Consider the following 25,520-nt stretch of genomic DNA (forward strand, 5'->3'; position numbering starts at 1 on the left):
CACAGGCTCAGCCTCCAGAACGGCACGTTAAGTTTTCCCGCCTAGGCTCTCCTTGAGACATGACGCAGGCCAGTGACATACCGCAAAGGCGGCCCCTCGCCCGGATCGGCAGCTTTTTGGCCGAACGACGGGGGCTGCTTCGCGACTATTTCTCGGCGATCAGCGGCGCCGGCGGGCGACTGGTGTTTTCGCTGGCCTATTTCATCGCGCTGGCCAACACGCTGTCCATTTCCGAATTCGGCATGTTCGCCACCGCTTCGGCGGCCGGTGTCATGCTGTCGCGCATCCTCGCCTTCGGGTTCATCTCGGCGCTCTACCGCACCGCCACCATCCGCCCCAATCTGATCGGCACCTTCTCCGCCGGCTTCCTGCTGCTCGGCGTGCTGTCGCTGCCGCTGCTGGCCGCGGCCTCGTTCGGCGTCTATCTGCTTTTCTTCGCCGACACCGTGCCGCTGTCGGTGTTTGCGGCAATCGTCTTTGCCGAAGCGCTGCTGTGGCGGCCGGTCGAGGTGGCGCTGATCGTCAACAACGGGCTGGGCAAGTTCGGCCGCGCCGCGCTGCTAGCTATCCTGGCGACCGCGTTGCGGGCGCTCGGCGCGGTGCTGTTCATGTTCTCAGCACAACACAGTGTCTGGATATGGTCTTGGTTCTATATCGGCGCCAATGCCGCCTCGCTGCTGATCGCCTTCGGCTTCTTCTACCCGCGCCAGAGGCTGCGGCTGCGGGTCGAACTGTATCTTCGGCGATTGGCCGATTCCATCTATGTGGCCGGCGCCGAAGTGCTGTTCTACCTGCAGATGGAGTTCGACAAGCTGCTGGTGCTGGCGATCGGCGGCCCGCATCTGGCTGGCATCTATGCCATTATCATGCGGCTGGTAGACCTGACGGCCATTCCGATCCGCACCTTCTCGATGATGCTGGTGCAGCGCATGATGCGCGCGCCCGAACTTTTGTCGCGGCTGGCGGTCAAGAGCGGCATCGAAGGCGGCGTGTTCGCGGTGTCGACGCTGGCACTGCTGACGCTCGGCATCGTGCTACACTTTTTCCCAAATGCGCTCGGCAAGAATGTCGCCGAGGCCGCGCCGCTGGTGGTGCTGGCGATCTGCGTGCCTGGCTTGCGCAATCTGGTCGAATATCAGGCCGAGCTTTTGTTCGCGCGCGGCCAGACGCTGGTGCGGGCGCTCAATCTCGGTCTGCTCGCCGCACTGAAGGCGCTGCTTTTGACCTATGTGCTGACGACCATCCTCGACACGCCGAACCTGGTGCTGTCGCTCAATGTCGTCTTCCTGCTTTTGTATCTCGCCTCGACGCTGCTCACCTATTCGGCGATGCGTAAACCGGCAAAGCCCATCTAATCCAGCCCGATCAAACGGCGGATGCGGCCGATATCGGTGCCGATGAAGGATTGCATGCCGATCGCCACCTGCTCCGGCGCCATGGCGGCAACGAAGCGGCGGAACTCGTCGTCCGACAGCGCCTCGCCGGTCCAGTGCACCCGGCAGAACTCCTCCGAACCGTGGAAGTGGCCGGCACCCTGTAGCAAATCGTCGACATAGCGGCCGTAGATCATGCATTCGGAGAATTTGCGCGCCGAGCCGACGACCTCGACCCAGTTGCGACCATGGACCTTCTCGATCTCGCCGCACATGGCCAGCACGGTGTCGCGCCGCCAGGCGATCAGCGTCGAGATGTAGTCGTGGACCGATGTCCGGGACGGATCGATGCCGAGTGCCGACCCCGCGTTGCGCGACCAGATGCGATGCTCCTCATGGCCTTCGTCCGCCAGCACGCCGTCGCGGCGGAACAGCCGCGCCTTGCCGTCGCGCCAGAAGGCGGCGCAGTCGAAAGGTTTGAGGAAGGCAACATCGGAATCGCAGAAGATCAGCACATCTTGAGATGCATGCGCCGAGATGGCGATGCGACGCAATTGCTGCACGTGCCAGCCACGCAGCGGCTGGGTCTTCAGGCTGAGCCAGACGCGCCGGCGAAACAGGCTGAGCGGATCGTCAAATGCGTGCAGCCAGCGCGGCAGCAATTCACGCTCGTCGACGACCGTGCGGCGGCCGGTTTCCAATTGGCGAAACAGCCTGACGTCGCGATGTTCGACCAAGATGTAATGGTGCGCCGCGCCCGAAACGTGGCGATCAAGTGTCTCGCACAGCAGGCGGCAGCGCTCGAAGTCGGGCGCGTAGCTTGCCGTCACGATGGCCGCCGTCGGTGTCTGCCGCAGCGGGCCTGGCTCGACAGCGGTGCCTGGCACGAACCTGCTGTTCACTTGACATCCTCCGCGGCTTCGGGCGCAAGCGAGAATTTCTGCCTGACGACGCGCAGCAGGAACAGTGGGTTGCCGACCACATAACGGCGCCACAGGCGGCTCGGTTCGACAGCCAACCGGAACAGCCATTCGAGCCGCAGCCGGCGCATCCACAAGGGCGCGCGGGGCACCGCGCCGCTCAGGAAATCAAGCAACGCGCCGACGGCGATCGGCAGCGTGCAGTGGCGCGCATCGATGTGGCGTTCGATCCACAATTCCTGGCGCGGCACGCCCATGGCGACGAGCAGCACGTCGGGCCGAAGCGCGGCGATCCGGTCGACGATTTCCTGCTCCTGCGAAGCAGGGAAATAGCCGTCATGGATCACCACGAATTTGTGCTGCACCGCCAAGGCGGCCAGCTTGACCGAAGCCGCTTCGGCATTGACACGCGTCGCGCCGAGCAGCCCAACGGTCAGCGGCGTCGTCGAGGCCTGCAGGAAGGCCGGGACGAAATCGGTGCCGTTGAGATTGTCGGGAAACGGCGCCCCGTAGAGGAGCCTCGCCGCCAGATCGATACCGATGCCGTCGGGCAGGATGAGGAAATCATCGAGTGCCCCGGCGAACACCGGGTCGGTATAGGCGATGTTGGCGTTGTGGGCGTTGAGGAAACTGACCTTAGTGAAGCGCCGCTCGGCAATCAACCGGTTCAGCAGGGCGATGGCATCGTTCCAGCGGACCGCAACCACCGGGATGCCAAGGATCGTCTTCAGCTTGTCGAGCCCGAACGCGGCGCGGGCGGAATGCATGTTCATGCAAACGCCTCCTGCCTGGCAGGCTCAAGCTTTTCGAGGCCGAGCCGGATGGCAGCGTCAAGCGCCTTGACCTGCGAGCCCCGGAACGCGCTGCCGTCGACGTCGCGGATGTCGGCGGCCGCAGCCTCGAGAGCCTTGGCGAAGACGACGGGATCGTCGGTGACGACGCAGTTGGCCGGACGGTGGTCGATGCCGCGCAGCGAACGGCTGGTGGCGACCGAAGGCAGGCCGAGTTCGAAGGTTTCGATGGTCTTCAACTGGACGCCGCTGCCCGCGGTGCTGATCAACGGGATGACGGCTGCACTGCGCACGAAAGCCTGCGCGTCGGGCACGCGGCCGACAAATTCAACACCGGGATGCTTGGACGCGACGCCCGAAGGCATGTGGCCGGCGATGCGGATGCGGAAATCGGGCCGCAGATGCGGCACGACCTTGCCCAGGAACCAGTCGAGGCCGATGCGGTTCGGCTGCCAGGTCCAGGTGCCGATCAGGGCGGCGTCGCAGTCGATGCGGCGCGGGCCTTTCAGGGTTGGCGCCAGGGCACCGGTCACCAGCGGCAGCACCGCCGAGCGGTTGTCGGAGGCGACACCTAGTGCGGCGCGGTCTTCCTCGGCCAGGGTGAAGACGAAGCGCGCCCGGCGGCAGAGACGCTCTTCGACGGCCTTGAGCAGCCTTGCCTCGCGGCGAAACAGCAGGCGCTGGAAGAGGCTGCCGGCGGCAGCGGCGTTCTCCCGCGCCGAAAGATGCTCGACATTGTGGGCAACGAAGATCGAAGGCCGCTCGGTGAACAGCTTTTCGAAGGCGCCGGCGAACTGCACGGAATTCAGCACGTAGCCGTCAACCGGTCCAGCTTGCTCGATGGCAGCGAGAACATCGCTGTCGGACACGGCGCGCAGCTTGACCGAGGCGAAGGTGAGGCCCGAAAGCAGCGCCTTGCCGACCCAGGCCAGCTTCTGCCGCGCGGAGGCATTGTCCGTGCGCACGTCGATGGCACCCAGCACCACGGTGTTTTCGGGGTCGGCCGCGGGTTTCCCCGGCCAGGTGAAGCCGATGACGGTTACGCGCGCGCCAGCGCGCCGCAAGGCGGCGATGATCGCAGCGTTGGCGATCTCATAGCCAGAGGCGAGAGCGCCGTCGGGCACGATCGATGTGGCGAACAGCAGATGCATCTTACATATCCAGTGGTGTAGCCGGTAGCAAGGCGCGGTGAACCCTTGATTAAGCCAGCACATTCGACGGCCGAAAGCCTCTGCTTGCAGGCGTTCTCCGTGCAAGGTGATTAACGAAACCTTATCAACCGTGGTGCTACCAGAGCCCAACTCACCATGTGGCTGGACACGGATGATCCCTTTGCCATCGGACGGTTCGGTATCGGTCGCGGGACGCACGCCGCGGCTTGATGTCGAGGCCGTTAAAGCCGTCGTCACCTTGCCGACCTTCAAGCGTCCCGAGCAGGTGCTGGAAACGCTGGCGTCGCTGCGCGCGCAGCAAACCGGCAGGCGCTTTGCCGTCATCGTGGTGGAGAACGAAGCCGAGGCGCAGGCCGGCGCCAAGGCAGCGCTGCCGCTGTTCGAGCGCGGCGAGATGTCGGGCCTGGTGATCATCGCGCATGAGCGCGGCAATTGCAGCGCCTACAATGCCGGCTGGCAGACGGCCATCCTGCAATTCCCGAACTTCAGGCATCTGCTGGTCATCGACGATGACGAGATCGCCGATCCGCAGTGGCTGGAACGGATGTGCCGGGCTGCCGAAACGCTGGGCGCCGATATTGTCGGCGGCCCGCAGGTGCCCGTGTTTGCCGACCCCGCCCATGCGCGATGGGCCGAGCATCCGGTGTTCGCGCCGCCCTACCGGGAGACAGGGCGGGTGCCGGCGCTCTATTCGTCCGGCAATCTTCTGGTCGGGCGCAACGTGCTGATCGCCATGGGTCCACCCTTTCTCGATCTCAGATTCAACTTCATGGGCGGCGGCGATTCCGACTTTCTCAGCCGGTCGGCGCAAAAGGGCTTTGTGCTGGGCTGGTGCGCCGAGGCCAAGGTGCATGAAACCGTCCCGGCCCGGCGTATCGAAGCCGACTGGATCCGGGCCCGCAGCCTGCGCAACGGTGTCATCTCGACACTGGTCGAAAAGAAGAAGCGCGCCGGCACACCGCTGGCCGGCGCCAAGGTGTTGCTGAAGAGCCTGGCACTGCTTGCCGCCTCGCCGTTTCGCGGCCTGATCCGGCTGGCGTGGACCGGATCGCCTGATATCGCCATCTACCCTGTCCATGTGGCGCTGGGCCGCGTGCTGGCCGAATTCGGATATGCCAATGAGCAATATCGCCAGCCTGAGAAAAACTGAGCGCGCGCCGCTCAGCGCCGCGTTCACGCGCGAAGGCGTGGCCACCGCCATTGCCGCGCTGCTGTTCACCGTCATCATGGTGTCCTTCCGGCCGTTCCAGCCGGGCGGCGCCGAACTCACCGGTCAAGGCGGCGACATCGTCAACCAGCTTGGCTTCGGTTCGCTCGGCGCCTTGTCGATCTTCTCGCTGATGGCCTTTGCCGATCCGCGTGTGGTGCGCTCGCTGCTCAGCCCGTCCTGGATGCTGATGCTGGGCTTCTTTTTCCTCTCGGTGATCCTGTCGACCGATCCGCCTTCGGCCATGCGCGCCGCCTCCTTCACCCTGATCGGCATCCTGACAATGGCGACGATCCTGGTGCTGCCGCGCGACGCCGAAGCCTTCTCGAAGGTGATCATCTTCACCGCCGTCGTGGTCATGGGCCTTTCCTATCTCGGCCTCATCGTTTTTCCGCACGAGGCGATGCACACCGCCGACTCGCAGGAGCCCGAGCATGCCGGCCTGTGGCGCGGCGTGTTCACCCACAAGAACATCGCCGGGCCGATCATGGCCTGCCTCAGCTTCGCAGGCCTCTATCTCTACCGGCGCGGACAGCGCTATTGGGGCGCCGGGATCTTCTTGGCAGCGATGATCTTCATGCTGCACACCGGCTCCAAGACGACAGCCGGCCTGGTGCCGTTCTCGATCCTGATCGTCATGTTCCCGAGCCTGATCGGCATGCGGCTCGGCACGCCGATCCTGTTTGCGCTGGCGATCGTCGCGACAGCGGTCGGCACGCTGGGCATCGTATTCCTGCCGCCGATAAAACATCTCGCGGCGATCTATTTCCCGGACATGACCTATACGGGCCGCACGACGCTGTGGGAGTTCGCCGGCAGCATGCTCGCGAAGAAGCCATGGACCGGTTACGGCTATGAGAGCTTCTGGGGCACGCCCTTGCTGCTCAACCAGGACCAGCCCTTCGACCGGCCGTGGGACATCCGGACCATCGTGCACGGCCATGACGGCTACCTCGACATCGCCGTGCTGATGGGCATTCCGGCACTCTGCGTGGCGGTCTACACTTTCCTCATCGCGCCGCTGCGCGACTACATGCGCATTCCGTTGCGCAGGGAAAACATTTTTCTCGGTGACTTCTTCATGATGGTGGTGCTGTTCACGGCGCTGAACGCTTTCCTCGAAAGCTTCTTCTTCCATCGCGGCGACCCGGTCTGGCTGTTCTTCGTGCTCGGCGTGCTTGGCCTCCGGCAAGTCTCGCTGCGGCCGATGGCAGTGCGCGATCCCGATCGCGGCTCGCGATCCTGACAGGGCTTCCCCAGGGAAGCGCCAGCGTCTATGTGAAGGCCTTCCTTCGGAGGGCTTTTGATGACGATCAGGCTTGTTCTCGCCGGCTGCGGCAATATGGGTTACGCCATGCTCTCAGGCTGGCTGAAATCCGGTAAGCTTGCGCCATCGGCGGTTTTCGTGGTCGAGCCCAATGCCGATCTGCGCAATCGCGCGACCACGCTGGGCTGCGCGACATCAGCCGATGCCGGCAGCATCCCGGCCGATGCCGTGCCCGATCTCGTCGTCATCGCGGTGAAGCCGCAGGTGATCCGCGATGTCACCTCCGCCTACAAGCGTTTCGGCGATGGCCGCACCACCTTCGTCAGCATCGCCGCCGGCACGCCGGCCAGCACCTTCGAGGAAATCCTCGGCAACCGCGCGCCGATCGTGCGCTGCATGCCCAACACACCCGCGGCAATCGGCAAGGGCATGATGGTGGTGTTCTCCAACAAGCTCGTGTCGGATGACACCAAGCGTTTCGTCGCCGATCTTTTGTCGGCGAGCGGCGAAGTGGCCACCATCGACGATGAGGGCCTGATGGATGCGGTGACCGCCGTCTCCGGATCTGGGCCGGCCTACATCTTCCATTTCATCGAAGCGCTGACCGTGGCCGCCGAGAAGGCCGGGCTGCCAACGGCGACCGCCAAGCTGCTCGCCATGCAGACCGTCTATGGCGCCGCCTCGCTCGCCGCCGAAAGCGGCGAGGAACCGGGCGTGCTGCGCCAGCAGGTCACCAGCCCCAACGGCACGACGGCCGCGGCGCTGGCCGTGCTGATGGGCGAGCACCGGCTGACCAATCTGCTGACGCAGGCGGTGGAGGCAGCGCGGCTCAGGTCTGTCGAACTGGGGAAGTAATCGTCAACTCCTCCGCTGCCGAAGTTTTGATGGGTCGGACGTGCTTGCGTTGATGGCTTGGCGGAAATGCACATCGCTTCGTCATCCTGGGGCGAAGCAAGGAGCGCAGCGACGCGGCGCAGACCCCAGGATCCATGCCGCGACTTCAAAGCGCTGCTGCGGTGCAGAATTCTGCTCCGCTGCATTCCTCGACCAAGATCACGGCATGGATCCTCGGGTCTCCGCGACGTCGCTTCGCTCCTGCTCCGCCCGTGGATGACGAAGTTGGGAAGGCTCCGGTCAATCCCGAATGTCTACGATCATCCATCGAAACGAACGACGAAATCCGAGCTGCCAGCAGGCCTTCCAACGTGACAACCCCTGTGCACCTGTCAGGCGTCATTCTGGCCGCCACCCCACATGGCATCGATCTCATTCTTGCTCACGACCCGGCCAGCCTTGCCCGCTTTGGACCTCAAATCATCGGCGATTGCAGCCAGCCGTTCCGCCAGAGGCATACGGGCGTTTTCCCGCTTCAGTTCACTTTCAAGCGCTTCGATAACCGCTCTGGTCATGGAAACCTTGCGCTTGGCGGCAAGCTGGCGAGCCAGTTCGCGGGCAAGCGGATTCCTGATTCGAAGGTTCATGTGGACCGACCTTGGCGACATTTGCCCCACAATCTATCATTTGTCGTAGCAGCGCCAGCGTGGTCCTTTCAGGCCCCGTACAGCATCTCATCCTGCAGCCGGCGCAAGGCGAACAGCCTTGTCGTCTGGTCGGGTGCCGCATTGTCTGACGTCAGCAACTCGCCTTTCCTGACCGGCTTCAGCACCTTGCCGCCCTCGAGCAGGCCGACCGGCACGGCGCGCTGGGCGCGGGCTTCGCCGACGGTCATCGTCCAGGAGCGGTAACAGGTCTCGCCGATCGCATCGAAGGTCTCGCCGGCGGCGAGATCCCGCTTGGCGACCGCACAGACTTCGGCAACAGGTCGCGGCAGCGGCACCATGTCGGGCTTGCCGAAAAGCATGATGCGGGCGGCGGTCAGCGGCACTTCCAGCGAGGTCAGATGGTAGGGTCGGAACAGGCTGTAGTAAGGGCCGTGGCCGATATGCAGATCGTCCATGCGCTCGATGATGCGCGGATGCGTCGCCTCGACGATGACGAAGACGCCGGGCGCGACGCCTTTGCCAATCGTGTAGTCGACGACGCCTTTCTTCAACAGCAGACCGCCGTCCTCGCGCGGGATCAGCACCTTGGCGAGGTCGTCGCGATCGGCCTTGGGGCCGTGCATGCCGGGCACATCGGGCACCAGCCCGGTGGCGTTGGCGATGGCGCACATCTCGACCATGGTCTTGGAACCGTCGACGAACTCGACGAGCATGCGCGGGTTCATGTTGCGGCGGATGGCTTCGGCGCGATAGTCGTCCGGGACGGCATTGTGGTTGAGCGGGTTGTTCTTGCCCTTACCGGCCGAGACGATGGTCAGCCCGAGCGCCGACGCGAATTCGATCAGTTCCATGCAGCTCGACGGTTCGTCGCCCGCACCGACCGAATAGACGACGCCAAGCCGGTCGGCCTGCTGTTTCAGATAGCAGCCGATGGTGACGTCGGCCTCGACGTTCATCATCACCAGATGCTTGCCGTGCTCCATCGCCATGAGGTCGAAATCGGCGGCGACACCCGGCTTGCCGGTGGCGTCGATGACGACGTCGATCAACGGATTGGTGACCAGCATCTCGTTCGAAGTGATGGCGATCTTGCCGCTCTCGATGGCTCCGGTGACTTTCGACGCGGTGTCGGCTTCGACGGCCATGGCTTCGTCGCCATAGGCGATACGGATGGCATCGCGCGCGGTGTGCGGGCGGCGCGTCGAGACGGCGCAGATCGAAATGCCTGGCATCAGCATGCCTTGGGTGACCAGATCGGTGCCCATTTCGCCCGAGCCGATGACACCGATGCGCACCTGGCGGCCTTCGGCGGCACGCCTGGCGAGATCGCGGGCAAGGCCGGTCAGGGCGACGTTGGTCATGCAAGAATGTCCACAGCTTCGTGATTTGGGACCGGATAGCAGGGAACGGGTTCTATTTGCCAACGAAACCCGGTCGCGACCGGCAATTTCCCACGAAATCGTCTCGGAAGGGACGTCCTTCGGGGCTCGATTGGCCGAAGCGCAACCAATTGACAATGCAGCGGACAACCCCAATAAAACATTCGTTTGTCAACAAAGGCAAATGTTCACCGACGCGACAGTCGGAAAGCATTCGCCTCTGGGCAAATTGGGGAGTGTCTTTGCGCCAGAGCGTCAAAGGCTGGATGGAGCATCATTGCGAGGCGTCGAGCGAAGGCTCGCGGCTCCAGGGGAGGAAAAATGGATACTGTTCTCGCGGGCCTAAAAGGGGCCATCGATACGCTTGGCCCGACGATCCTGCTGCCAATTGTCATTTTCATCATCGCCGTGGTTCTGGGCGCCAAGGTCAGCAAGGCTTTTCGCGCCGCCGTCACCATCGGCGTCGCCTTCATCGGCATCAATCTGGTGCTTGGCCTCATGTTCACGTCGATTGGCGACGTTGCCAAGGCCATCGTCACCAACACCGGCATTCATCGCGACATCATCGATGTCGGCTGGCCCTCCGCGGCCGCGATCGCCTTCGGCTCGTCGGTCGGCCTTTGGGTCATTCCGGTCGGCATCCTCGTCAACATCGTGCTGTTGCTGACACGCATGACGCGCACGCTCAATGTCGACGTCTGGAATTTCTGGCACTTCGCCTTTGTCGGCTCGCTGGTGGTCGCCGCAACCGACAATCTGGCCTATGGCATCGCGGTCGCAGCACTTGTCGCAGCACTCTCGCTGCTGTTCGCCGACTGGTCGGCGCGCGCGGTGCAGCAGTTCTACGGCGTGCCCGGCATTTCCGTGCCGCATCTCGCCTCGGCGCAGATCCTGCCGATCGCCATTGTGCTCAACTGGATCATGGACCGCATTCCCGGGATCAACCGCATCAACATCAACACCGACACCATCGAGCGCAGGTTCGGCGTGTTCGGCGAACCTGTCGTGATGGGCCTCATCATCGGCCTCGTGCTTGGTGCGATCGCCTTCTACAATGCGGGTGATCTCAGCGTGGTGCTGGCAAAGGTTCTGGGCACCGGCATGACGCTGGCCGCGGTGATGCTGCTGCTGCCGCGCATGGTCAAGATCCTGATGGAGGGGCTGATCCCCGTCTCCGACGCGGCACAGGCGTTCGTGCGCAAGCGCACCGGTGACCGAGAGCTTCTCGTTGGTCTCGATTCGGCGATCCTGATCGGCCATCCGGCCGCGATCTCGTCGTCGCTGATCCTGGTGCCGATCGCGATCATTCTGTCCATCATCCTGCCGGGCAACCGCGTCATCCTGTTCGCCGACCTCGCGGTCATCCCCTTCATCGTCGCCATGACCGCGCCGCTGGTCAAAGGCAACGTGTTCCGCATGGTGGTGATCGGCACGGTGACGCTGGCCATCGGCTTCTACGTCGCCAACGCGCTGGCGCCGCTGTTCACCAGCGCAGCAGTCTCGTCGGGCTTCAAGCTGCCGGCGGACGCACTACAGATCACCTCGGTGGTCGACGGCTTCCTGTGGGTGCCTTACGTGGTCATCGAGGCTATCCAGGGGATGGGGCTTGTCGGCATCATCGTGATCGCGGTGGTCATCGCGGCATTGTTTGTCCTCTACCGCCGCAATCCGCTCGGCTGGGAGCGGGCCGCGGGCGCCGAGGACGAGCCGGCCGAAGAGACGGCCTGAACCTGATAGCGTCCACCCTTTAAACCGATCGTGCGCCCTTCCCGGGGCGCACGATTTCATAGACGGAGCAAAGAATGTCCGACGGACTCATGCAGCTTCTGGACCCTGACGCGATCGTGCTCGGATCCGATGCCTCGACCAATGAGGAGATCATCCGCATTCTGGCGGGCCGGCTGGAGAGACTTGGCTATGTCAAAAACAGCTATGCCGACGCGGTCGTGCGCCGCGAATTGGCCATCCCGACCGGACTGCCGCTGGAACGCTCCGATAATGTCGCGGTGCCGCACACCGATCCGGAGCATGTGCTGAAGCCTGGCATCGCGATGGGCACATTGAAGCAACCAGTGACCTTCGCCAACATGGAGGATCCCGACGAGATGCTGCCGGTCGGCTTCGTCTTCCTGCTTGCCATCAACGACAAGGACAAGCAGATTGAGGCGCTGCAGGCCGTCATGGCCACCATCCAGAACCCGCAAGCCTTGGATGATTTGAGGTCGGCCAGAACCCTCGAAGACGTGCGAGCCGTACTCGGCTGAAACAAGGAGAAGCAGAGATGTCCAGACAGAAAACCATTCTCTTTGCCTGCGGCACGGGCATCGCCACCTCGACCGCGGTCAATGTCGCCGTCACCGAGGAAATGAAGAAACGCGGCCTCACCTTCAATGCCCAGCAGGCAAAGGCCACCGAAGTGGCCGGACTGGCCGACAATGTCGACTTCATCGTCGCAACCACCCCGATCTCCGCTTCGGTCACCAAGCCGGTGATCAAGGGCCTCGCCTTCCTCACCGGCATCGGCAAGGACAAGGTGCTCGACGAGATCGAGGCGCAGTTGCGCAAATGACGGCACAGACGCTACGCGCAGGCTGACGCGGCTTCACACCACCCTGACGTAGCTCGTCATTCCCGATTTCTGGTGCTCGATGATGTGGCAGTGCAGCAGCCAATCGCCGGGATTGTCGGCGACGAAGCCGAGCTGAACCTTCTCGTTGGGCTGAATGAGATAGGTGTCGGAAATCACAGGCTGAACCTGGCGCGTCGAGGATGACAGCACTTTGAAGCTCATACCGTGCAGATGCATCGGATGGGATTGCGGCGTCAGGTTCTCCATGTCGATGACGTAGCTTTGGCCAAGCTTCAATTCGGCCAGCGGCGCGGTCGGATCCTTGGTGTCACCAGGCCACGGCACTTTGTTGAGAGCCCAGAAACTATAGCCAAGCGAACCGCAGATGCCATCGCTCGGGACGTTTTCCGCCGTGGCGCTCAGTGCCAGGGAAATATGCCTGGCACTGGCGAGATCCACTTCCGCCACCGGATTGAGCTCCAGCGGAGCAACATCGCGAATGTCCCGTTTGAGGGATTTTCCTGTCGCGCGCAGGGTTGCCAGGATTTTTGGCTTGGTGCCCCTGACGTCCCTCAAGCTGACGATCGCGCCTTCCTCGTCGGGCATGCGTATCGCCAGCTCCATGCGCTGGCCGGGTCCAAGCAGCAAGGCATCGGGCGAAAAACGCTCAGGCACCGGATTGCCGTCGAGCGCCATGACACTCGCCTGCGCACCGTCGACGCGAAAAGCGTAGATACGCGTCACGTCGGTGATGGCGACGCGCAGCCGCGCCAGTCCGCCGGCCGGCGCATCATATTGCGGCTGGTCGAGCCAATTGGCGGTGCGCACCGTGCCGTAAGTGCCGGTTCTCGCGGCATCGCGCGGCCGGAATTGGTCGATGAACTGGCCGTCGTCACCGAGGCGCCAGTCGCGCAAATTGAGGACGATTTCGGCATCGAATTTCGGATCGTTGGGATTCTCGACCACGATCACGCCGGTCAGGCCATGGCCCATCTGCTCCAGCGTGTTGCAATGCGGGTGGTACCAGAAGGTGCCGGCGTCGGGCGGCGTGAAGGCGTAGTCGAAATGATCGCCGGTGTAGACGTAGGGCTGGACCAGAAACGGCACGCCGTCCATCTTGTTGGGAACGCGAATACCGTGCCAGTGGATCGTCGTCGGATCGTCGATCGCGTTGACAAGGCGTGCAGCGAAGGGCTCGCCCTTTTTTATTCTGAGCACGGGCGGCATCCCGGCGTTGCCATAGGTCAGCACATCCCTGGTCTGGCTGACATCCATCAGCTTCGCCCGGATCTTTGCCGTCTGCAAAACCACCGGCTCAGGCGTCGCGGCGGCCCAGCCACCAAGCCGGCCCATCGCCGAAAGCCCGATCCCGCCCGCGCCGGCAACCGCAGCCGTCTTCAAAAGCCTGCGGCGTGTGAGTAAGGTCATTCGGCGCTCCAACTGTAAAGACGGCTGCCCTGGATTTATCGATGTGTTGGATTATCGGCCAGCCACCAGCGCAGATGCCGGTATTGGCACATCGTGTCCCGACGATGTCATGGCGACAAGATGACGTTCGCTTGCGCTGTTTTCGACAGGCTGGTGAGAACTCATCGAGATCAGACAGCCGAAGATGAGATTTGCCAGACGGCTATGCAAGCGAGCGCAAAGCCAGCCACCCCTTCAATCGTACGTGAGATGACATCGAACAGGCGCGGACGGCTGTCGAAAAAGTGCACCAGTCGCTCTTTGAACAGGATTGAAGCGATCGCCACACAAGATAAGGTCAGTGCCACACCCAGCATCATGGTGATCGCGAACAGAATACCGGCGCCCGGTACGCCTCTGGAAATCGCGAACGTCATGACAAAGAGGGTCAGCGGGCAGGGTATCAAACCGGCCATGACACCAACAGCCTCGCCCTCATGCTTGTGATGCCGGCCATGGTTCAATGCGCGCCATATCATCCAGACGCCGATCAGCCCGAGCAGGCCGCGACTGATGTTCTCGAGGAGTGGCGCGCGCCCAACACTACTCAACGCGATCGAGACAAGCGGCAGCGAAAGCACGGCGATCAGAACCGCGATTGCCACGTGAGTGAAGGACAGAGTAACCGACACCAAGAGGCCGCGCGAAACCTTCGCATCGGAGCCGGCAAGGTAGGTCGCCAAAATAGCTTTGCTGTGACCGGGCGTCAAAGCATGTGCGGCTCCAAACAAGACCCCCATTGGCAGGAAGGCCAGGAACGCCAGCCAATCGCCTCCAGCCGAGAGCAGTTTTATCTGGTCGGCGAACGCCAGATATATGGTGCGTTGAAACTCAACAAGCGTCTGGAACATCAGTCGAGGTTAGCCGACGCCGGTGGTTTTTTCGCGACCCTCAATGGTGGTGGCCGTGGTGTTCACCGTGATCATGCCCGTGAGGATGCGGATCGTCGTGTTGTTCATTTGCGGTGGCCAACCGAATGTTGGCAGCTGCAAGAGCCGGCATGTGCTCGAACAGTTCATCTTCCAAAGCGGCCGTTATCTTCCTGGCCTCGGAAACAGGCAAAGCTTCGTCGACCGAGATGGCAATGTCTGCGTGCAGCTTGTGGCCAATCCAACGAGCTTTCGCCTCGACAATCTGCGCGCCTGGCACATGCTCGGCGGCATGCCGGATTTCGCCCATGACGCCGGGTTCGACACCGTCAAGCATGCGAGTAAGCACCGAGCGTGCCGATTGCCAAACGATGCCGAAGATCGCAGCGGTGATGAGCAGGCCAATAATCGGGTCGGCCAAGGGAAAGCCGAGCCAAACGCCCAGCGCACCGATGACAACGGCAAGGCTGGTGAGACCGTCGGTGCGGGCGTGGTAGCCGTCTGCGACGAGCGCCGCGCTGTTGATCTCCCGACCGACCCGGATCCGGAACACGGCAACCACTTCATTGCCAAGAAACCCGACAATGCCGGCCGCCGTCAGCCAACCCAGATGGGTAACCAACTGGGGGTTTATCAGACGGTCGATGGCCTGATAGCCAGCGACGATGGCGCTAAACAAAATGATCAGGACAATGATGATCCCTGCCAGATCTTCGACGCGGCCCAAACCATAGGTAAAGGTCTGCGACGGCTTGCGGCGCGCCAGCATGAATGCGATCCACAGTGGAATGGCGGTCGTGGCGTCTCCGATGTTGTGGATCGTGTCGGCCAGCAGCGCCACGCTGCCAGACAGCATCACAACAACAACCTGCAGCGCCGCTGTAACCGCCAGTATGACGAATGACCATTTGATGGCCCAGATGCCACGGTCAGTTGTGGCGATGGTCGCATCGATGACGCCGTGGGAATGACCATGCGGCCCTGTGCCATGACCGTGATCAGCGTGCGTGGCATGGCCGCTTGGTCCGAACCCAAACCAGTCAAGGATGCGTGCGCCCGTATGGTTCATAGATATTTCGCCAACTGCTTGAGTTCCGCCAGAGAGCTGCCGCTCGGTTCAGCGCTGTCGGTCAGGCAATGCTCGATGTGATCGTGGATCAGCTCGCGTTTCGCGCTGCTGATGGCGCTTTCGACCGCGTATAGTTGCTGCGCAAGATCAACGCAGGGGCGTTCCGCTTCGAACATGGCAATGACGGAAGCTAGGTGCCCTTGCGCGCGTTTCAGCCGCTTTAAAATGGCAGGGTGGGATGTGTGAATACCTTCGGACATACCGCCCGACTATCCCCCCTGGGAGGATAGAGTCAAGAGATCAACGACGACCGTCAGAGCGAAATGATGATAGCGTTCGCGTCGCTATTCAGCCGCCTCGGCATAGTGTGCCGGCACGTAGTTGAGGATGGGGCCAAGCCAGCGCTCTACCTCGGCCAGCGGCATCGCCTTGCGGCGTGCATAGTCCTCGACCTGGTCGCGTTCGACCTTGGCGACGCCGAAATAATAGCTTTCTGGATGCGCCAGATAGATGCCTGATACCGAGGAACCCGGCCACATTGCATAGCTTTCGGTCAGGCTCACGCCTGCATTGCGCTCACCGTCGAGCAGCCGGAACAAAGTCGCCTTCTCGGTGTGATCGGGCTGCGCCGGATAGCCGGGCGCAGGGCGAATGCCGCGATAGGGTTCGCCGATCAGTTCGTCCGGCGCCAGCGCTTCATCTGAAGCATAGCCCCAGAATTCCTTGCGCACCTTCTCATGCATCCGCTCGGCAAAGGCTTCGGCGAAGCGGTCTGCCAGCGCCTTGACCATGATCGACGAATAATCATCATTCGCTCGCTCGAACCGTTCGGCGATAGCCACCTCCTCGATGCCGGCGGTGACGATAAAGCCGCCGATGTAATCCGGCTTGCCGCACTCCGCTGGCGCGACGAAGTCCGCCAGTGCGACATTGGCCTTGCCGTCGCGCTTGGTCAGCTGCTGGCGCAAGGTAAAGAAGGTCGCCAGTTCCTGCGACCGCTTTTCGTCCGTGAACAGCCTGATGTCGTCGCCGACGGCATTGGCCGGCCAGAAGCCGACGACGCCGCGCGGCGCGAACCATTTCTCGGCGATGATCCTCTTCAGCATCGCCTGCGCATCCTCGAACAGCTGGCGCGCGGCGGCGCCTTGCGCCTCGTCTTCGAGAATTTTGGGATAACGGCCCTTCAGTTCCCAGGTCTGGAAGAACGGCGTCCAATCGATGTAGCGCGCGAGTTCGGTGAGATCCCAGTTCTCGAATACCTTGACGCCGGTAAAGGACGGCTTCGGCGGCTCGTAGGCAGACCAGTCGATCCGGTGCGCATTAGCCCTCGCCTTGGCCAGCGGCAGCCGCTGCTTGTCGGATTCGGAGCGGGCATGCGCATCGGCGACCTTCTTGTATTCGGTGCGCACCGTGTCGACATAGCCGCCCTTGGTCTCGTTCGACAGCAAGGACGACACGACACCGACCGCCCGGCTGGCGTCGGTGACGTAGACCGTCTGGCCCTTGGTGTAGCGCGGGTGGATCTTCACCGCCGTGTGCACGCGGCTGGTCGTTGCGCCGCCGATCAGCAGCGGAATGTCGAAGCCTTCGCGCTCCATCTCGGCGGCCATGTGCACCATTTCATCGAGGGATGGCGTGATCAGGCCGGACAGGCCGATGATGTCGACATTTTGGTCGCGCGCCGTCTGCAGGATTTTCGCTGCCGGCACCATGACGCCGAGATCGATGATCTCGTAATTGTTGCAGGCGAGCACGACGCCGACGATGTTCTTGCCGATGTCATGGACATCGCCCTTGACCGTCGCCATCAGGATCTTGCCCGCTGTCTGGCGTTCGCCATTGTCGATGCCGTTGGCGGCGTTGGCCAGCTTCTCGGCCTCCATATGCGGCAGCAGTCCGGCGACGGCCTGCTTCATCACCCGCGCCGATTTCACCACTTGCGGCAGGAACATCTTGCCCGCGCCGAACAGGTCGCCGACGACGTTCATGCCGGCCATCAGCGGGCCTTCGATGACATGCAGCGGCCGCTCGGCGGCAAGCCGCGCTTCCTCGGTGTCGGCGTCGATGAATTCGGTGATGCCGTTGACCAGTGCATGGCTGATCCGCTGTTCGACCGGCAGGTCGCGCCAGGCGAGATCGCGCTCCTTGGCTTCCTGGCCCGCCGTGCCTTTGAAGCGTTCGGCGATCTCCAGCATGCGTTCGGTGGCGGTGCCGCCGGCCCTGGGCATGCGGTTGAGCACGACATCCTCGCAGGCCTCGCGCAGTGCCGGCTCGATCGTATCGTAGACTGCGAGCTGGCCGGCATTGACGATGCCCATGTCCATGCCGCGCTGGATGGCATGGTAGAGGAACACGGCATGCATGGCCTCGCGCACCGGCTCGTTGCCGCGGAACGAGAAGGACAGGTTCGACACGCCGCCGGAAATGTGAACATGCGGCAGCGTCGCGGTGATCTCGCCGGCCGCCTCAATGAAGTCGACACCGTAATTGTCGTGCTCCTCGATGCCGGTGGCGATGGCGAAGACATTGGGATCGAAGACGATGTCCTCGGGCGGGAAGCCGGCCTGCTCGGTCAGGAGCTTGTAGGCGCGCGTGCAGATCTCGACCTTGCGCGCCTTGGTGTCGGCCTGGCCGTCCTCGTCGAAGGCCATGACGACCACCGCCGCGCCATAGGCGCGGACCAGCCTGGCATGATGCAGGAAGGCCTCTTCGCCCTCCTTCATCGAGATGGAGTTGACCAGCGGCTTGCCCTGCACGCATTTCAAGCCGGCTTCGATGATCTCCCATTTCGAACTGTCGACCATGACAGGAACGCGGGCGATGTCCGGCTCGGCTGCGATCAGATTGAGATATTCGACCATGGCCTTCTTCGAATCGATCAGACCCTCGTCCATGTTGATGTCGATGATCTGCGCGCCATTGGCGACCTGGTCGCGGGCGACGTCGAGTGCGGCGACATAGTCGCCCGCCGTGATCAGTTTTCGGAATTTGGCCGAGCCGGTGACATTGGTGCGCTCGCCGACATTGACGAAGGGGATCTCCTCGGTGAGCGTGAACGGCTCCAGCCCGGACAGGCGCATCTTCGGCGTGATGTCAGGAATGGCGCGCGGCGGATACTTCCGCACCGCCTCTGCGATGGCGCGGATGTGCTCCGGGGTCGAGCCGCAGCAGCCGCCGACGACATTGACCAGCCCTTCCCTGGCGAAATCCTCGATCTGCGCGGCCATGAATTCCGGGCTCTCGTCATACCTACCGAATTCGTTGGGCAGGCCGGCATTCGGATAGGCGCAGGTGAAGGTGTTGGCGACGCCTGATAGTTCGGCCAGATGCGCCCGCATCGCATTGGCGCCGAGCGCGCAATTGAGGCCGATGGTGAAAGGGTTGGCATGGCGCACCGAATGCCAGAAGGCGGTCGGCGTCTGGCCCGACAGCGTGCGGCCGGAGAGGTCCGTGATGGTGCCCGAGATCATCACCGGCAGGCGCACGCCCTTCTCGATGAAGATCTCTTCCGCTGCGAAGATCGCGGCCTTGGCGTTCAGCGTGTCGAAGATCGTCTCGATCAGGATGATGTCGGCGCCGCCGTCGATCAGGCCGCGCAACTGCTCGCCATAGGCGAGGCGCAGATCGTCGAAGGTCACGGCGCGGTAGCCAGGATTGTTGACGTCGGGCGACATCGAGGCGGTGCGGTTGGTCGGCCCCAGCGCGCCGGCGACGAAACGGCGCTTGCCATCTTCCTGCTCGGCCCTCACCGCCGCGCGCCGCACCAGCCGCGCACCATCGCGGTTCAGCGCGTAGACGGCATCCTCCATGCCGTAATCGGCCTGGGCGATCGAGGTCGAGGAGAAGGTGTTGGTTTCGAGGATGTCGGCGCCTGCGATGGCGTATTGATAGTGAATCTCCTCGATCGCCTTCGGCTGCGTCAGGATCAGAAGATCGTTGTTGCCTTGCTGGTGGCAGGCGCAGCCGGCGAAGGCCTCGCCGCGAAACTGTTCCTCATCAAAGCCGAGGCCCTGGATCTGCGTGCCCATGGCGCCGTCGAGGATGAGAATGCGCTCGCGTGCCGCCGCTGTCAGCGCGGCAAGCACTTCCGAGCCGTCCGGTTTTGCCGCGACGGGGCCGAACAATGCGTCCAGCGATGCAGAATTCTGCGACATTTTTTATCCCTTTGGCGACAGGCCTTTTCATGTCACATAAGGATATCTTTATGTCAATATACGGTAGATGCGCGCGATTGTCACCCACCTGTCTCGAGGGCGGGGTCTGTGGCGCCGGTTTTCCGACGGACCTACGCTCTGTCGAAGCTTGCCAGGAAGCGGGCGAAGACCGGATTGAAGCGATCCGGCGAATCCCAGAACGGCGCGTGGCCGGATTTGTCGAGCAGATGGGCCTTGCCTTCCCATAAATTGGAGAATTTCACAGCGGAGACGAAATCGGTGTTGACGAATGGCTCGTCGATGCCGTTCAGAACGGCGATCGGCGGCGTCTTGCCGGCCACGATCTCGCGCTGGTTCCGCCCGGTGCCGGCCGCGAACTTTTCGAACATCAGGCGCCGCGCCCTTCCATCGGTGCGCGCCACCGTGTCGATGAGAAACGGCTCGAACGGCTCGCCGCAGGTGCTGCGCGCATAGGCCTCGACATCCGCGTCAGTGAAGGTTTCCTGCCCGGCAAGGTGCATATGCTGGCTCGGCTTGAAGCCGTTGCCGACCTGCTCGGGCGAGACGGGCGGCGTGCCGGTGATCATCAGGCCAAGCAGGCCGGGAAAGCGGTCGATCATCTCAAGCCCGATATGGCCGCCGAGCGACCAGCCGAAGACGATGGCCTTGTCGACGCCGAGCAGCCCGAGCACTTCGGTCATGGCATCGGCATAGCCTTCCATGCTGTAGGAACGCTCCGGATCGATCGCATCGGCGGACGCTCCATGGCCGGGCAAGTCGGGAGCGATGAGGTGGTAGCGCTCGCCCAACGGGCTGTCCAACTGGTTGCGGAAAACGGCGCTGGAAGATGAATTGCCGTGGATCAGCATGACAGCGGCGCCTTCGCCACTGGTCTGGCGAACCGCGATCTTGCCGTGGCTGGTTTCAAGGGTCTTCTGCGAGATCGCCATTGTCCGCTCCGTCGGGGGAATTGCCCTGTTTTAATACAGTTGCGCGGCAAAGCGCCACGGCTTCCATACCTTTGCGGGAACCATCTTCCCGGCCAGGTTGCGTTGAAAAATCCTTTTCAAATAAGAACAATTATGCGTAGATTGTCAATTATCCAACTCCCGATGAACGGGAGGAAAACAGGGAACAGCACGATGAAGCCCAAATCCGCCGCAAGTCGAATCCGCCATATGCTGATGAGCACGACGCTGCTCGGCATGTTTGCCGTATCAGCCGCCCCCGCCTTTGCCGATGTCGTCAAGATCGGCCTGCTTGCGCCGCTGACCGGCCCTGCCGCGGCGGACGGCCAGGAATTCCAGCGCGGCGTGCAGATGGCCATCGACGAGGCCAACGCAGCCGGCGGCGTTGCCGGGGATACGTTCGAACTGGTGGTCGGCGACGTCAAGGATCAGTCCGCCGGCAACGTCACCAGCGCGGTCGAGCGCCTGCTTGGCGATCCGGGCGTGCACTTCATGCTGACCGGCTACGCCAGCCTGACCAATTTCGAGATCGACAACATGGCCGAGGCTGAGATGCCCTATATGCTCGCGGCCACCTCGCAGCAGACCCGGGACATCATCGCGCCGAGCCCCGATAAATACATGTGCTGCTGGTCGCTGACGCCTTCCTTCGACGCCTACAACACCGACGTCACCCTGTTCGTCGAGAAGCTCGCGGCGGATGGCAAGATTACCTTGCCGACCAAGAAGGTCGCCATCATCTCGTCCGACAATGCCTATTCGAAGACCATCTCCGAAGGCATGAAGAAGACCTTCAAGGAGAAGGGCTGGACCATCACCGTCGACGAGATCGTGCCGTTCGGCGAAGTGACCGACTGGCGTTCGATCCTCGCCAAGGTGCGCGAGAACGTTCCCGATGTCGTCATCAACACCGACTATCTGCCGGGCAATTCGGCGTCGTTCCTGAACCAGTTCCTCGAGCAGCCGACCAAGAGCCTCGTCTTCCTGCAATACGCACCGAGCGTTCCGGAATTCGTCGAGCTGACCGGCAAGAAATCGGATGGTGTCATCTACAACCTGCTCGGCGGCGCGCTGACGACGCCGAAGAACCCGCGCGCCGACGAGGTGGCGGCCAAGTTCAAGGCAAAATACGGCGTCGAGAGCGGCACCTACGGCGTCGGCCTCTACGAAATGACCAATGTCTATTTCGATGCGGTCAAGAAGGTCGGCGGCGCATCCGACCATGCGGCGATCATGAAGGCGCTGTCGGAGACCGACAAGCAGGTCGCGGAAGGGCGGCTGAAATTCGATCCCGCCACCCACCTTGCCACGCAGGGCGACGACTATATTCCGATCACCTTCTTCCAGATCTGGGATGGCCAGCGCACGCTGATCTCGCCGGAGAAATACGCCACCGGCGCCTTCAAGCTCCAGCCCTGGATGAAGTAGGGAATGGCCCTGCTTGAACTGGACGACGTGTCGAAGGCCTTCGGTTCGCTGAAGGCCGTCGACGGCGTGTCGTTCAAGGTCGAGGCCGGCGAGATCTTCGGCATCGCCGGCCCGAACGGCAGCGGCAAGAGCACGCTGTTCAACATCATCACCGGCATACCGTTCGGCCCCGACCGGGGCCGGATCCGCTTTGACGGCATTGCCATAAACGGCAAATCGGGACACGCCATCGCGCGCCTCGGCCTCGCCCGCACGTTTCAGCGCGAGACCAGCTTCGACGGGCTGACCGTGTTCGAGAACGCGCTGATCGGCGCCAGTTACGGCAAGCAGGAAAAGACAGCGGCCACGGCCCGCAATGCCGCCGCCGAGGCGCTCGAATTCGTCGGCCTGGGATCTCGGTCGTTCGGCCGGCTTGCCGGCGAATTGTCCGTGTTCGAGCGCAAATGCCTGATGCTTGCCACCGCGATCGCCATGCAGCCGCGCATGCTCTTGCTCGACGAGCCGGCATCGAGCCTGACCAAGCCCGAGATCGAGACGTCGATCGGCCTGATCCGCCGCACCGCCGAACGCGGCATCACCATCCTTCTGATCGAGCACGTGCTGACCTTCCTGATGAGCCTTTCGCAACATCTGCTGGTGCTCAACAATGGCCGCGTCCTGGCCGCTGGCGACCCGGCCGGCGTGATCGCCGACCCGCGCGTCATCGAAGCCTATCTCGGCACCAGGAGATCGGCGGCGTGAACCCCATTCTCAGCGTCGAAGGCGTCACCGCCGGCTATGGCCGCGTCACCGTGCTGCACGATATCTCGCTGGAGGCCGGCCGTTTCGGCAATGTCGGCCTGTTCGGCCCCAACGGCCATGGCAAGACGACGCTGCTGCGCGCAGTCTCCGGGCTGCTGCAACCGAAGAGCGGCCGCATCCTGTTCGACGGGCAAGACATTGCCGGCCGCAGCGCACGCGCCATCGTCGGCGCCGGCCTGATCCATGTGCCGCAAGGCAACCGGCTGTTTCCCGATCTCTCGATCGCCGACTGCATGGCGCTCGGCGCCTATTCGCCAAGGGCCCGGCCGCATGAGGCGGAGAACCGCGAAAAGGTGATCAAGCTGTTTCCAAAACTGGCGGAGCGCTGGCGCCAGCGCGTGCGCACGCTGTCGGGCGGCGAGCGCCAGATGGTGTCGATCGGCACGGCGCTGATGAGCCATCCGCGCCTGCTGATCCTGGACGAGCCGACGCTGGGGCTGGCGCCCAAGATCAAGGACGAACTCTGCGCCTCCGTCATGGACATTTCGCGCGGCGGCGTGCCGCTGATCGTCGTCGAGCAGGATATCGAATTCCTGCTGGAGCTGACGCAGCAACTCTACCTCGTCAACCATGGCGCGGTGGCGACCGAGATCAAGCCGGGCGAAAGCCTCGACCACGGCGAGATCATGTCGATGTATTTTGGCCATTAGGAAAATCCGAAGATGAGCGCATTGGCGGAAATCCTGTTCGGCGGCCTGTTCCAGGGCTCGCTCTACGCCATGATGGCGGTCGGGCTAGCGCTCGTCTGGACGACGATCGGCGTGTTCAATTTCAGCCATGGCGTGTTCATGATGCTGGGCGCCTACATCGCCTGGCAGCTGGTCGAACTCGGCCTGCCTGCGGCGGTCGCGTTTCCGATCGCCGTCGTCGTCATGGCCGGCGTCGGCTGGATCCTGCAGGCGAGCGTCGTGCGGCCGCTGATCGGCCGACCCAACATCGTGCTGGTCGTCGTCATCACCACGCTGGCGGCCGGGTCGCTGATCGAGAACGGCGCGCTGACCATCTGGGGACCGCGCTCGAAACAGATCCCGGCGCTGATCGCCGGCAACGCCACCATCGGGAGCGTCGGCGTCTCCCTGCACCAGATCGCCATCATCGTGATCACGCCGCTGATCCTGGCCGCACTTTGGGTGTTCCTCAACCGCACGCGGCTGGGGCTGGCGCTCCGCGCCGTGGCGCAAAATGAAGATGCCAGCCACCTTGTCGGGCTGAACGTCACCGCGCTCTATGGACTGGCCTTCGCCATCGCCGCTTCGCTGGCCGGGCTCGCCGGCATCTTCATGGGCGGCTACCGCTTCATGTCGCCGGTGATGGGCAGCGACCCGCTGCTCAAGGCGCTGATCGTCGTCGTTTTCGGCGGCATATCGAGCATATCGGGTCCGATCTTCGCCGCCTATCTGATCGGCTTCTTCGAGGCAGCCTGCAGCTATTATTTCGGCTTGTACTGGACGCCGGCACTGCTGTTCGGCGTGCTCATCCTGACCCTTATGGTGCGCCCCGAGGGCATCTTTGCCAGCCGCTCCCGAGGCCTAGCATGACCGACACGACATCGCTGATCGCGCCTGGCCACGCCGAGGCGGCAACCCCGATCGCTCCAGGCCGCACGCCGTGGAAGCAGGAGGCCATCGGCTTCGTGCTCGGCTTCGCGCTGCTGGCGCTGCTGCCGCTGATCTTCGGCGACACCTATGCCCGCCACATCCTGATCATGGCCTTCATCTATGCGATCGTCGCCTCGAACTGGGATCTTAGCCTCGGCTATGGCGGCGTTTTCAATTTCGGCCATCTGGCGCTGTTCGGCATCGGCGTCTATGCCTACAGCCTGCTGACCAAGCTGGCCGAATTCGACCCGTGGATCGCGCTGTTTGCCAGCGGTGTCATCGCAACCCTGGCGGCGATCCTGGTGACCATCCCGATCCTGCGGCTGAAGGGCATCTACATCATCCTGGTCACTTTCGGCTTCGCGCAGTTGGTGATGCAGGTGATCATCAGCCAGTCCGCCATCACCGGCGGCACGCAAGGGCTGGTGCGCATTCCCGGACTTTATATCTTCGACCACAACATGGTCCGCGACGGCAAGTTCGCCTATTTCTACATCGCGCTGGCACTGCTGGTGGCAAGTACGCTGTTCCTGCGCGTGTTCGTGCGCTCACGCGCCGGGGCCAGTATCGTCGCCTTGCGCGACAATGAGGAATACGCCATCAGCCGCGGCGTCTCGATCGTGCGCCAGCGCATGCTGACGCTTGCCGCGAGCGCCTTCTTCACCGGCATCGCCGGCGCCTTTTACGCCGCCTACCAGCGCAATGCCTCGATCGACGTCTTCGGCATGAGCCTCGCGACCATCATCCTGTCGATGGTGCTGCTTGGCGGCACCAGCACCATCTACGGCGCCATCGTCGCCTCCTTCGTGCTGACGATCTTCGCCGAATGGATGGCCGATTTCGGCGCGTGGCGGCCGATGATCACGGCGGTGCTGATCATCGGCGTCATGCTGGCCTACCCGAGCGGCCTGGTCGGCATGATCAAGGCTTCATGGGGCGCCGTCGCCGGACGCCTGAAGCGCCCGGGCTGATCGGCTCGGAATAGC

Annotated in this window: 22 protein-coding genes and 1 pseudogene; 12 read left to right on the plus strand and 11 right to left on the minus strand. The window is 63.0% G+C overall.

Features of this window, described 5'->3' with window-relative positions; translation table 11 throughout:
• Window positions 1-59 precede the first annotated feature (59 nt).
• On the plus strand, window positions 60-1,355 hold the full coding sequence (locus tag AC0L24_RS27325) for a lipopolysaccharide biosynthesis protein (RefSeq protein WP_473564402.1): 1,296 nt from the start codon (window positions 60-62) through the stop codon (window positions 1,353-1,355).
• Here the strand turns inward: AC0L24_RS27325 and AC0L24_RS27330 are convergent.
• From AC0L24_RS27330 to AC0L24_RS27340, 3 genes are read right to left on the minus strand one after another with little or no spacing between them, the layout of a single operon-like run.
• Window positions 1,352-2,275: a DUF6492 family protein gene (locus tag AC0L24_RS27330; RefSeq protein ID WP_127328765.1), complete on the minus strand. Its 924-nt coding sequence runs from the start codon at window positions 2,273-2,275 to the stop codon at window positions 1,352-1,354. The two genes, AC0L24_RS27325 and AC0L24_RS27330, sit on opposite strands and share 4 nt — an antisense overlap.
• On the minus strand, window positions 2,272-3,066 hold the full coding sequence (locus AC0L24_RS27335; protein WP_127328764.1) for a WecB/TagA/CpsF family glycosyltransferase: 795 nt from the start codon (window positions 3,064-3,066) through the stop codon (window positions 2,272-2,274). The genes AC0L24_RS27330 and AC0L24_RS27335 overlap by 4 nt, the downstream gene beginning before the upstream one ends.
• Window positions 3,063-4,235: a glycosyltransferase gene (locus tag AC0L24_RS27340; RefSeq protein ID WP_128288363.1), complete on the minus strand. Its 1,173-nt coding sequence runs from the start codon at window positions 4,233-4,235 to the stop codon at window positions 3,063-3,065. The genes AC0L24_RS27335 and AC0L24_RS27340 overlap by 4 nt, the downstream gene beginning before the upstream one ends.
• A 172-nt stretch (window positions 4,236-4,407) precedes the next feature.
• Here AC0L24_RS27340 and AC0L24_RS27345 point away from each other — a divergent pair, with 172 nt between their 5' ends.
• From AC0L24_RS27345 to proC, 3 genes are read left to right on the plus strand one after another with little or no spacing between them, the layout of a single operon-like run.
• A complete protein-coding gene (locus tag AC0L24_RS27345) occupies window positions 4,408-5,406 on the plus strand; it encodes a glycosyltransferase family 2 protein (RefSeq protein ID WP_473564403.1) in 999 nt (332 codons plus the stop codon).
• Window positions 5,375-6,709, plus strand: coding sequence for an O-antigen ligase family protein (locus tag AC0L24_RS27350; RefSeq protein WP_128288365.1), 1,335 nt, complete (start codon window positions 5,375-5,377; stop codon window positions 6,707-6,709). Before AC0L24_RS27345 ends, AC0L24_RS27350 begins: the two co-directional genes overlap by 32 nt.
• A 60-nt stretch (window positions 6,710-6,769) precedes the next feature.
• Complete coding sequence (gene proC / locus AC0L24_RS27355) at window positions 6,770-7,585, plus strand: pyrroline-5-carboxylate reductase (RefSeq protein WP_127396179.1); 816 nt, start codon at window positions 6,770-6,772, stop codon at window positions 7,583-7,585.
• 371 nt (window positions 7,586-7,956) lie between these two features.
• On the opposite strand, the gene AC0L24_RS27360 is transcribed toward proC, so the two are convergent.
• Window positions 7,957-8,211 (minus strand): type II toxin-antitoxin system VapB family antitoxin, encoded by a 255-nt coding sequence (locus AC0L24_RS27360; protein WP_127321718.1) that lies wholly within the window; start codon window positions 8,209-8,211, stop codon window positions 7,957-7,959.
• A 68-nt stretch (window positions 8,212-8,279) separates the two neighbouring features.
• On the minus strand, window positions 8,280-9,593 hold the full coding sequence (locus tag AC0L24_RS27365; protein WP_128363599.1) for an NAD(P)H-dependent oxidoreductase: 1,314 nt from the start codon (window positions 9,591-9,593) through the stop codon (window positions 8,280-8,282).
• A gap of 339 nt (window positions 9,594-9,932) precedes the next feature.
• Here AC0L24_RS27365 and AC0L24_RS27370 point away from each other — a divergent pair, with 339 nt between their 5' ends.
• From AC0L24_RS27370 to AC0L24_RS27380, 3 genes are all read left to right on the plus strand, one after another.
• The gene (locus AC0L24_RS27370) at window positions 9,933-11,339 is read left to right on the plus strand and encodes a PTS galactitol transporter subunit IIC (protein WP_027035737.1); all 1,407 of its coding nucleotides are present in this window, start codon (window positions 9,933-9,935) and stop codon (window positions 11,337-11,339) included.
• A 74-nt stretch (window positions 11,340-11,413) separates the two neighbouring features.
• Window positions 11,414-11,875, plus strand: a complete 462-nt coding sequence (locus tag AC0L24_RS27375; RefSeq protein ID WP_127397776.1) for a PTS sugar transporter subunit IIA — start codon at window positions 11,414-11,416, stop codon at window positions 11,873-11,875.
• A gap of 17 nt (window positions 11,876-11,892) precedes the next feature.
• Window positions 11,893-12,180 (plus strand): PTS sugar transporter subunit IIB, encoded by a 288-nt coding sequence (locus AC0L24_RS27380; RefSeq protein ID WP_127397775.1) that lies wholly within the window; start codon window positions 11,893-11,895, stop codon window positions 12,178-12,180.
• 33 nt (window positions 12,181-12,213) lie between these two features.
• Here the strand turns inward: AC0L24_RS27380 and AC0L24_RS27385 are convergent, their stop codons facing one another.
• From AC0L24_RS27385 to AC0L24_RS27410, 6 genes and pseudogenes are all read right to left on the minus strand, one after another.
• On the minus strand, window positions 12,214-13,608 hold the full coding sequence (locus AC0L24_RS27385; protein WP_128363597.1) for a multicopper oxidase family protein: 1,395 nt from the start codon (window positions 13,606-13,608) through the stop codon (window positions 12,214-12,216).
• A gap of 170 nt (window positions 13,609-13,778) precedes the next feature.
• Entirely contained in the window at window positions 13,779-14,498 is a 720-nt protein-coding gene (locus AC0L24_RS27390; RefSeq protein WP_128363596.1) for a nickel/cobalt transporter, read from the minus strand.
• A gap of 43 nt (window positions 14,499-14,541) precedes the next feature.
• A pseudogene (locus AC0L24_RS27395) lies at window positions 14,542-15,585 on the minus strand (cation diffusion facilitator family transporter); the annotation flags it as partial.
• Window positions 15,582-15,845: a metal-sensing transcriptional repressor gene (locus tag AC0L24_RS27400; protein WP_127397356.1), complete on the minus strand. Its 264-nt coding sequence runs from the start codon at window positions 15,843-15,845 to the stop codon at window positions 15,582-15,584. The pseudogene AC0L24_RS27395 and the gene AC0L24_RS27400, both read right to left, overlap by 4 nt.
• 84 nt (window positions 15,846-15,929) lie before the next feature.
• The gene (gene metH, locus AC0L24_RS27405; RefSeq protein ID WP_473564405.1) at window positions 15,930-19,739 is read right to left on the minus strand and encodes a methionine synthase; all 3,810 of its coding nucleotides are present in this window, start codon (window positions 19,737-19,739) and stop codon (window positions 15,930-15,932) included.
• A 131-nt stretch (window positions 19,740-19,870) separates the two neighbouring features.
• The gene (locus AC0L24_RS27410) at window positions 19,871-20,689 is read right to left on the minus strand and encodes an alpha/beta fold hydrolase (RefSeq protein WP_127398683.1); all 819 of its coding nucleotides are present in this window, start codon (window positions 20,687-20,689) and stop codon (window positions 19,871-19,873) included.
• Between the two features lie 192 nt (window positions 20,690-20,881).
• Between AC0L24_RS27410 and AC0L24_RS27415 the strand changes: the two genes are divergently transcribed.
• Genes AC0L24_RS27415 through AC0L24_RS27435 form a run of 5 tightly spaced genes read left to right on the plus strand, consistent with a single transcriptional unit; the run spans window position 20,882 to window position 25,505 of the window.
• Entirely contained in the window at window positions 20,882-22,135 is a 1,254-nt protein-coding gene (locus AC0L24_RS27415; protein ID WP_128308474.1) for an ABC transporter substrate-binding protein, read from the plus strand.
• 3 nt (window positions 22,136-22,138) lie between these two features.
• Window positions 22,139-22,876 (plus strand): ABC transporter ATP-binding protein, encoded by a 738-nt coding sequence (locus AC0L24_RS27420; RefSeq protein ID WP_127396607.1) that lies wholly within the window; start codon window positions 22,139-22,141, stop codon window positions 22,874-22,876.
• Window positions 22,873-23,586, plus strand: coding sequence for an ABC transporter ATP-binding protein (locus tag AC0L24_RS27425; protein ID WP_127269236.1), 714 nt, complete (start codon window positions 22,873-22,875; stop codon window positions 23,584-23,586). Before AC0L24_RS27420 ends, AC0L24_RS27425 begins: the two co-directional genes overlap by 4 nt.
• A 12-nt stretch (window positions 23,587-23,598) precedes the next feature.
• Window positions 23,599-24,474 (plus strand): branched-chain amino acid ABC transporter permease, encoded by an 876-nt coding sequence (locus AC0L24_RS27430; RefSeq protein WP_473564406.1) that lies wholly within the window; start codon window positions 23,599-23,601, stop codon window positions 24,472-24,474.
• The gene (locus AC0L24_RS27435; protein WP_127807900.1) at window positions 24,471-25,505 is read left to right on the plus strand and encodes a branched-chain amino acid ABC transporter permease; all 1,035 of its coding nucleotides are present in this window, start codon (window positions 24,471-24,473) and stop codon (window positions 25,503-25,505) included. Before AC0L24_RS27430 ends, AC0L24_RS27435 begins: the two co-directional genes overlap by 4 nt.
• The last annotated feature ends 15 nt before the right edge of the window (window positions 25,506-25,520 follow it).

The organism is Mesorhizobium sp. WSM4809 (assembly GCF_055811655.1).

Coding starts and splice junctions, on each gene's coding strand:
- AC0L24_RS27325 (WP_473564402.1), top strand. CDS start 60: ATGACGCAGGCCAGTGACATACCGCAAAGGCGGCCCCTCGCCCGGATC.
- AC0L24_RS27335 (WP_127328764.1), bottom strand. CDS start 3,066: ATGAACATGCATTCCGCCCGCGCCGCGTTCGGGCTCGACAAGCTGAAG.
- AC0L24_RS27340 (WP_128288363.1), bottom strand. CDS start 4,235: ATGCATCTGCTGTTCGCCACATCGATCGTGCCCGACGGCGCTCTCGCC.
- AC0L24_RS27345 (WP_473564403.1), top strand. CDS start 4,408: ATGATCCCTTTGCCATCGGACGGTTCGGTATCGGTCGCGGGACGCACG.
- AC0L24_RS27350 (WP_128288365.1), top strand. CDS start 5,375: ATGAGCAATATCGCCAGCCTGAGAAAAACTGAGCGCGCGCCGCTCAGC.
- proC (WP_127396179.1), top strand. CDS start 6,770: ATGACGATCAGGCTTGTTCTCGCCGGCTGCGGCAATATGGGTTACGCC.
- AC0L24_RS27360 (WP_127321718.1), bottom strand. CDS start 8,211: ATGAACCTTCGAATCAGGAATCCGCTTGCCCGCGAACTGGCTCGCCAG.
- AC0L24_RS27365 (WP_128363599.1), bottom strand. CDS start 9,593: ATGACCAACGTCGCCCTGACCGGCCTTGCCCGCGATCTCGCCAGGCGT.
- AC0L24_RS27370 (WP_027035737.1), top strand. CDS start 9,933: ATGGATACTGTTCTCGCGGGCCTAAAAGGGGCCATCGATACGCTTGGC.
- AC0L24_RS27375 (WP_127397776.1), top strand. CDS start 11,414: ATGTCCGACGGACTCATGCAGCTTCTGGACCCTGACGCGATCGTGCTC.
- AC0L24_RS27380 (WP_127397775.1), top strand. CDS start 11,893: ATGTCCAGACAGAAAACCATTCTCTTTGCCTGCGGCACGGGCATCGCC.
- AC0L24_RS27385 (WP_128363597.1), bottom strand. CDS start 13,608: ATGACCTTACTCACACGCCGCAGGCTTTTGAAGACGGCTGCGGTTGCC.
- AC0L24_RS27390 (WP_128363596.1), bottom strand. CDS start 14,498: ATGTTCCAGACGCTTGTTGAGTTTCAACGCACCATATATCTGGCGTTC.
- AC0L24_RS27400 (WP_127397356.1), bottom strand. CDS start 15,845: ATGTCCGAAGGTATTCACACATCCCACCCTGCCATTTTAAAGCGGCTG.
- metH (WP_473564405.1), bottom strand. CDS start 19,739: ATGTCGCAGAATTCTGCATCGCTGGACGCATTGTTCGGCCCCGTCGCG.
- AC0L24_RS27410 (WP_127398683.1), bottom strand. CDS start 20,689: ATGGCGATCTCGCAGAAGACCCTTGAAACCAGCCACGGCAAGATCGCG.
- AC0L24_RS27415 (WP_128308474.1), top strand. CDS start 20,882: ATGAAGCCCAAATCCGCCGCAAGTCGAATCCGCCATATGCTGATGAGC.
- AC0L24_RS27420 (WP_127396607.1), top strand. CDS start 22,139: ATGGCCCTGCTTGAACTGGACGACGTGTCGAAGGCCTTCGGTTCGCTG.
- AC0L24_RS27430 (WP_473564406.1), top strand. CDS start 23,599: ATGAGCGCATTGGCGGAAATCCTGTTCGGCGGCCTGTTCCAGGGCTCG.
- AC0L24_RS27435 (WP_127807900.1), top strand. CDS start 24,471: ATGACCGACACGACATCGCTGATCGCGCCTGGCCACGCCGAGGCGGCA.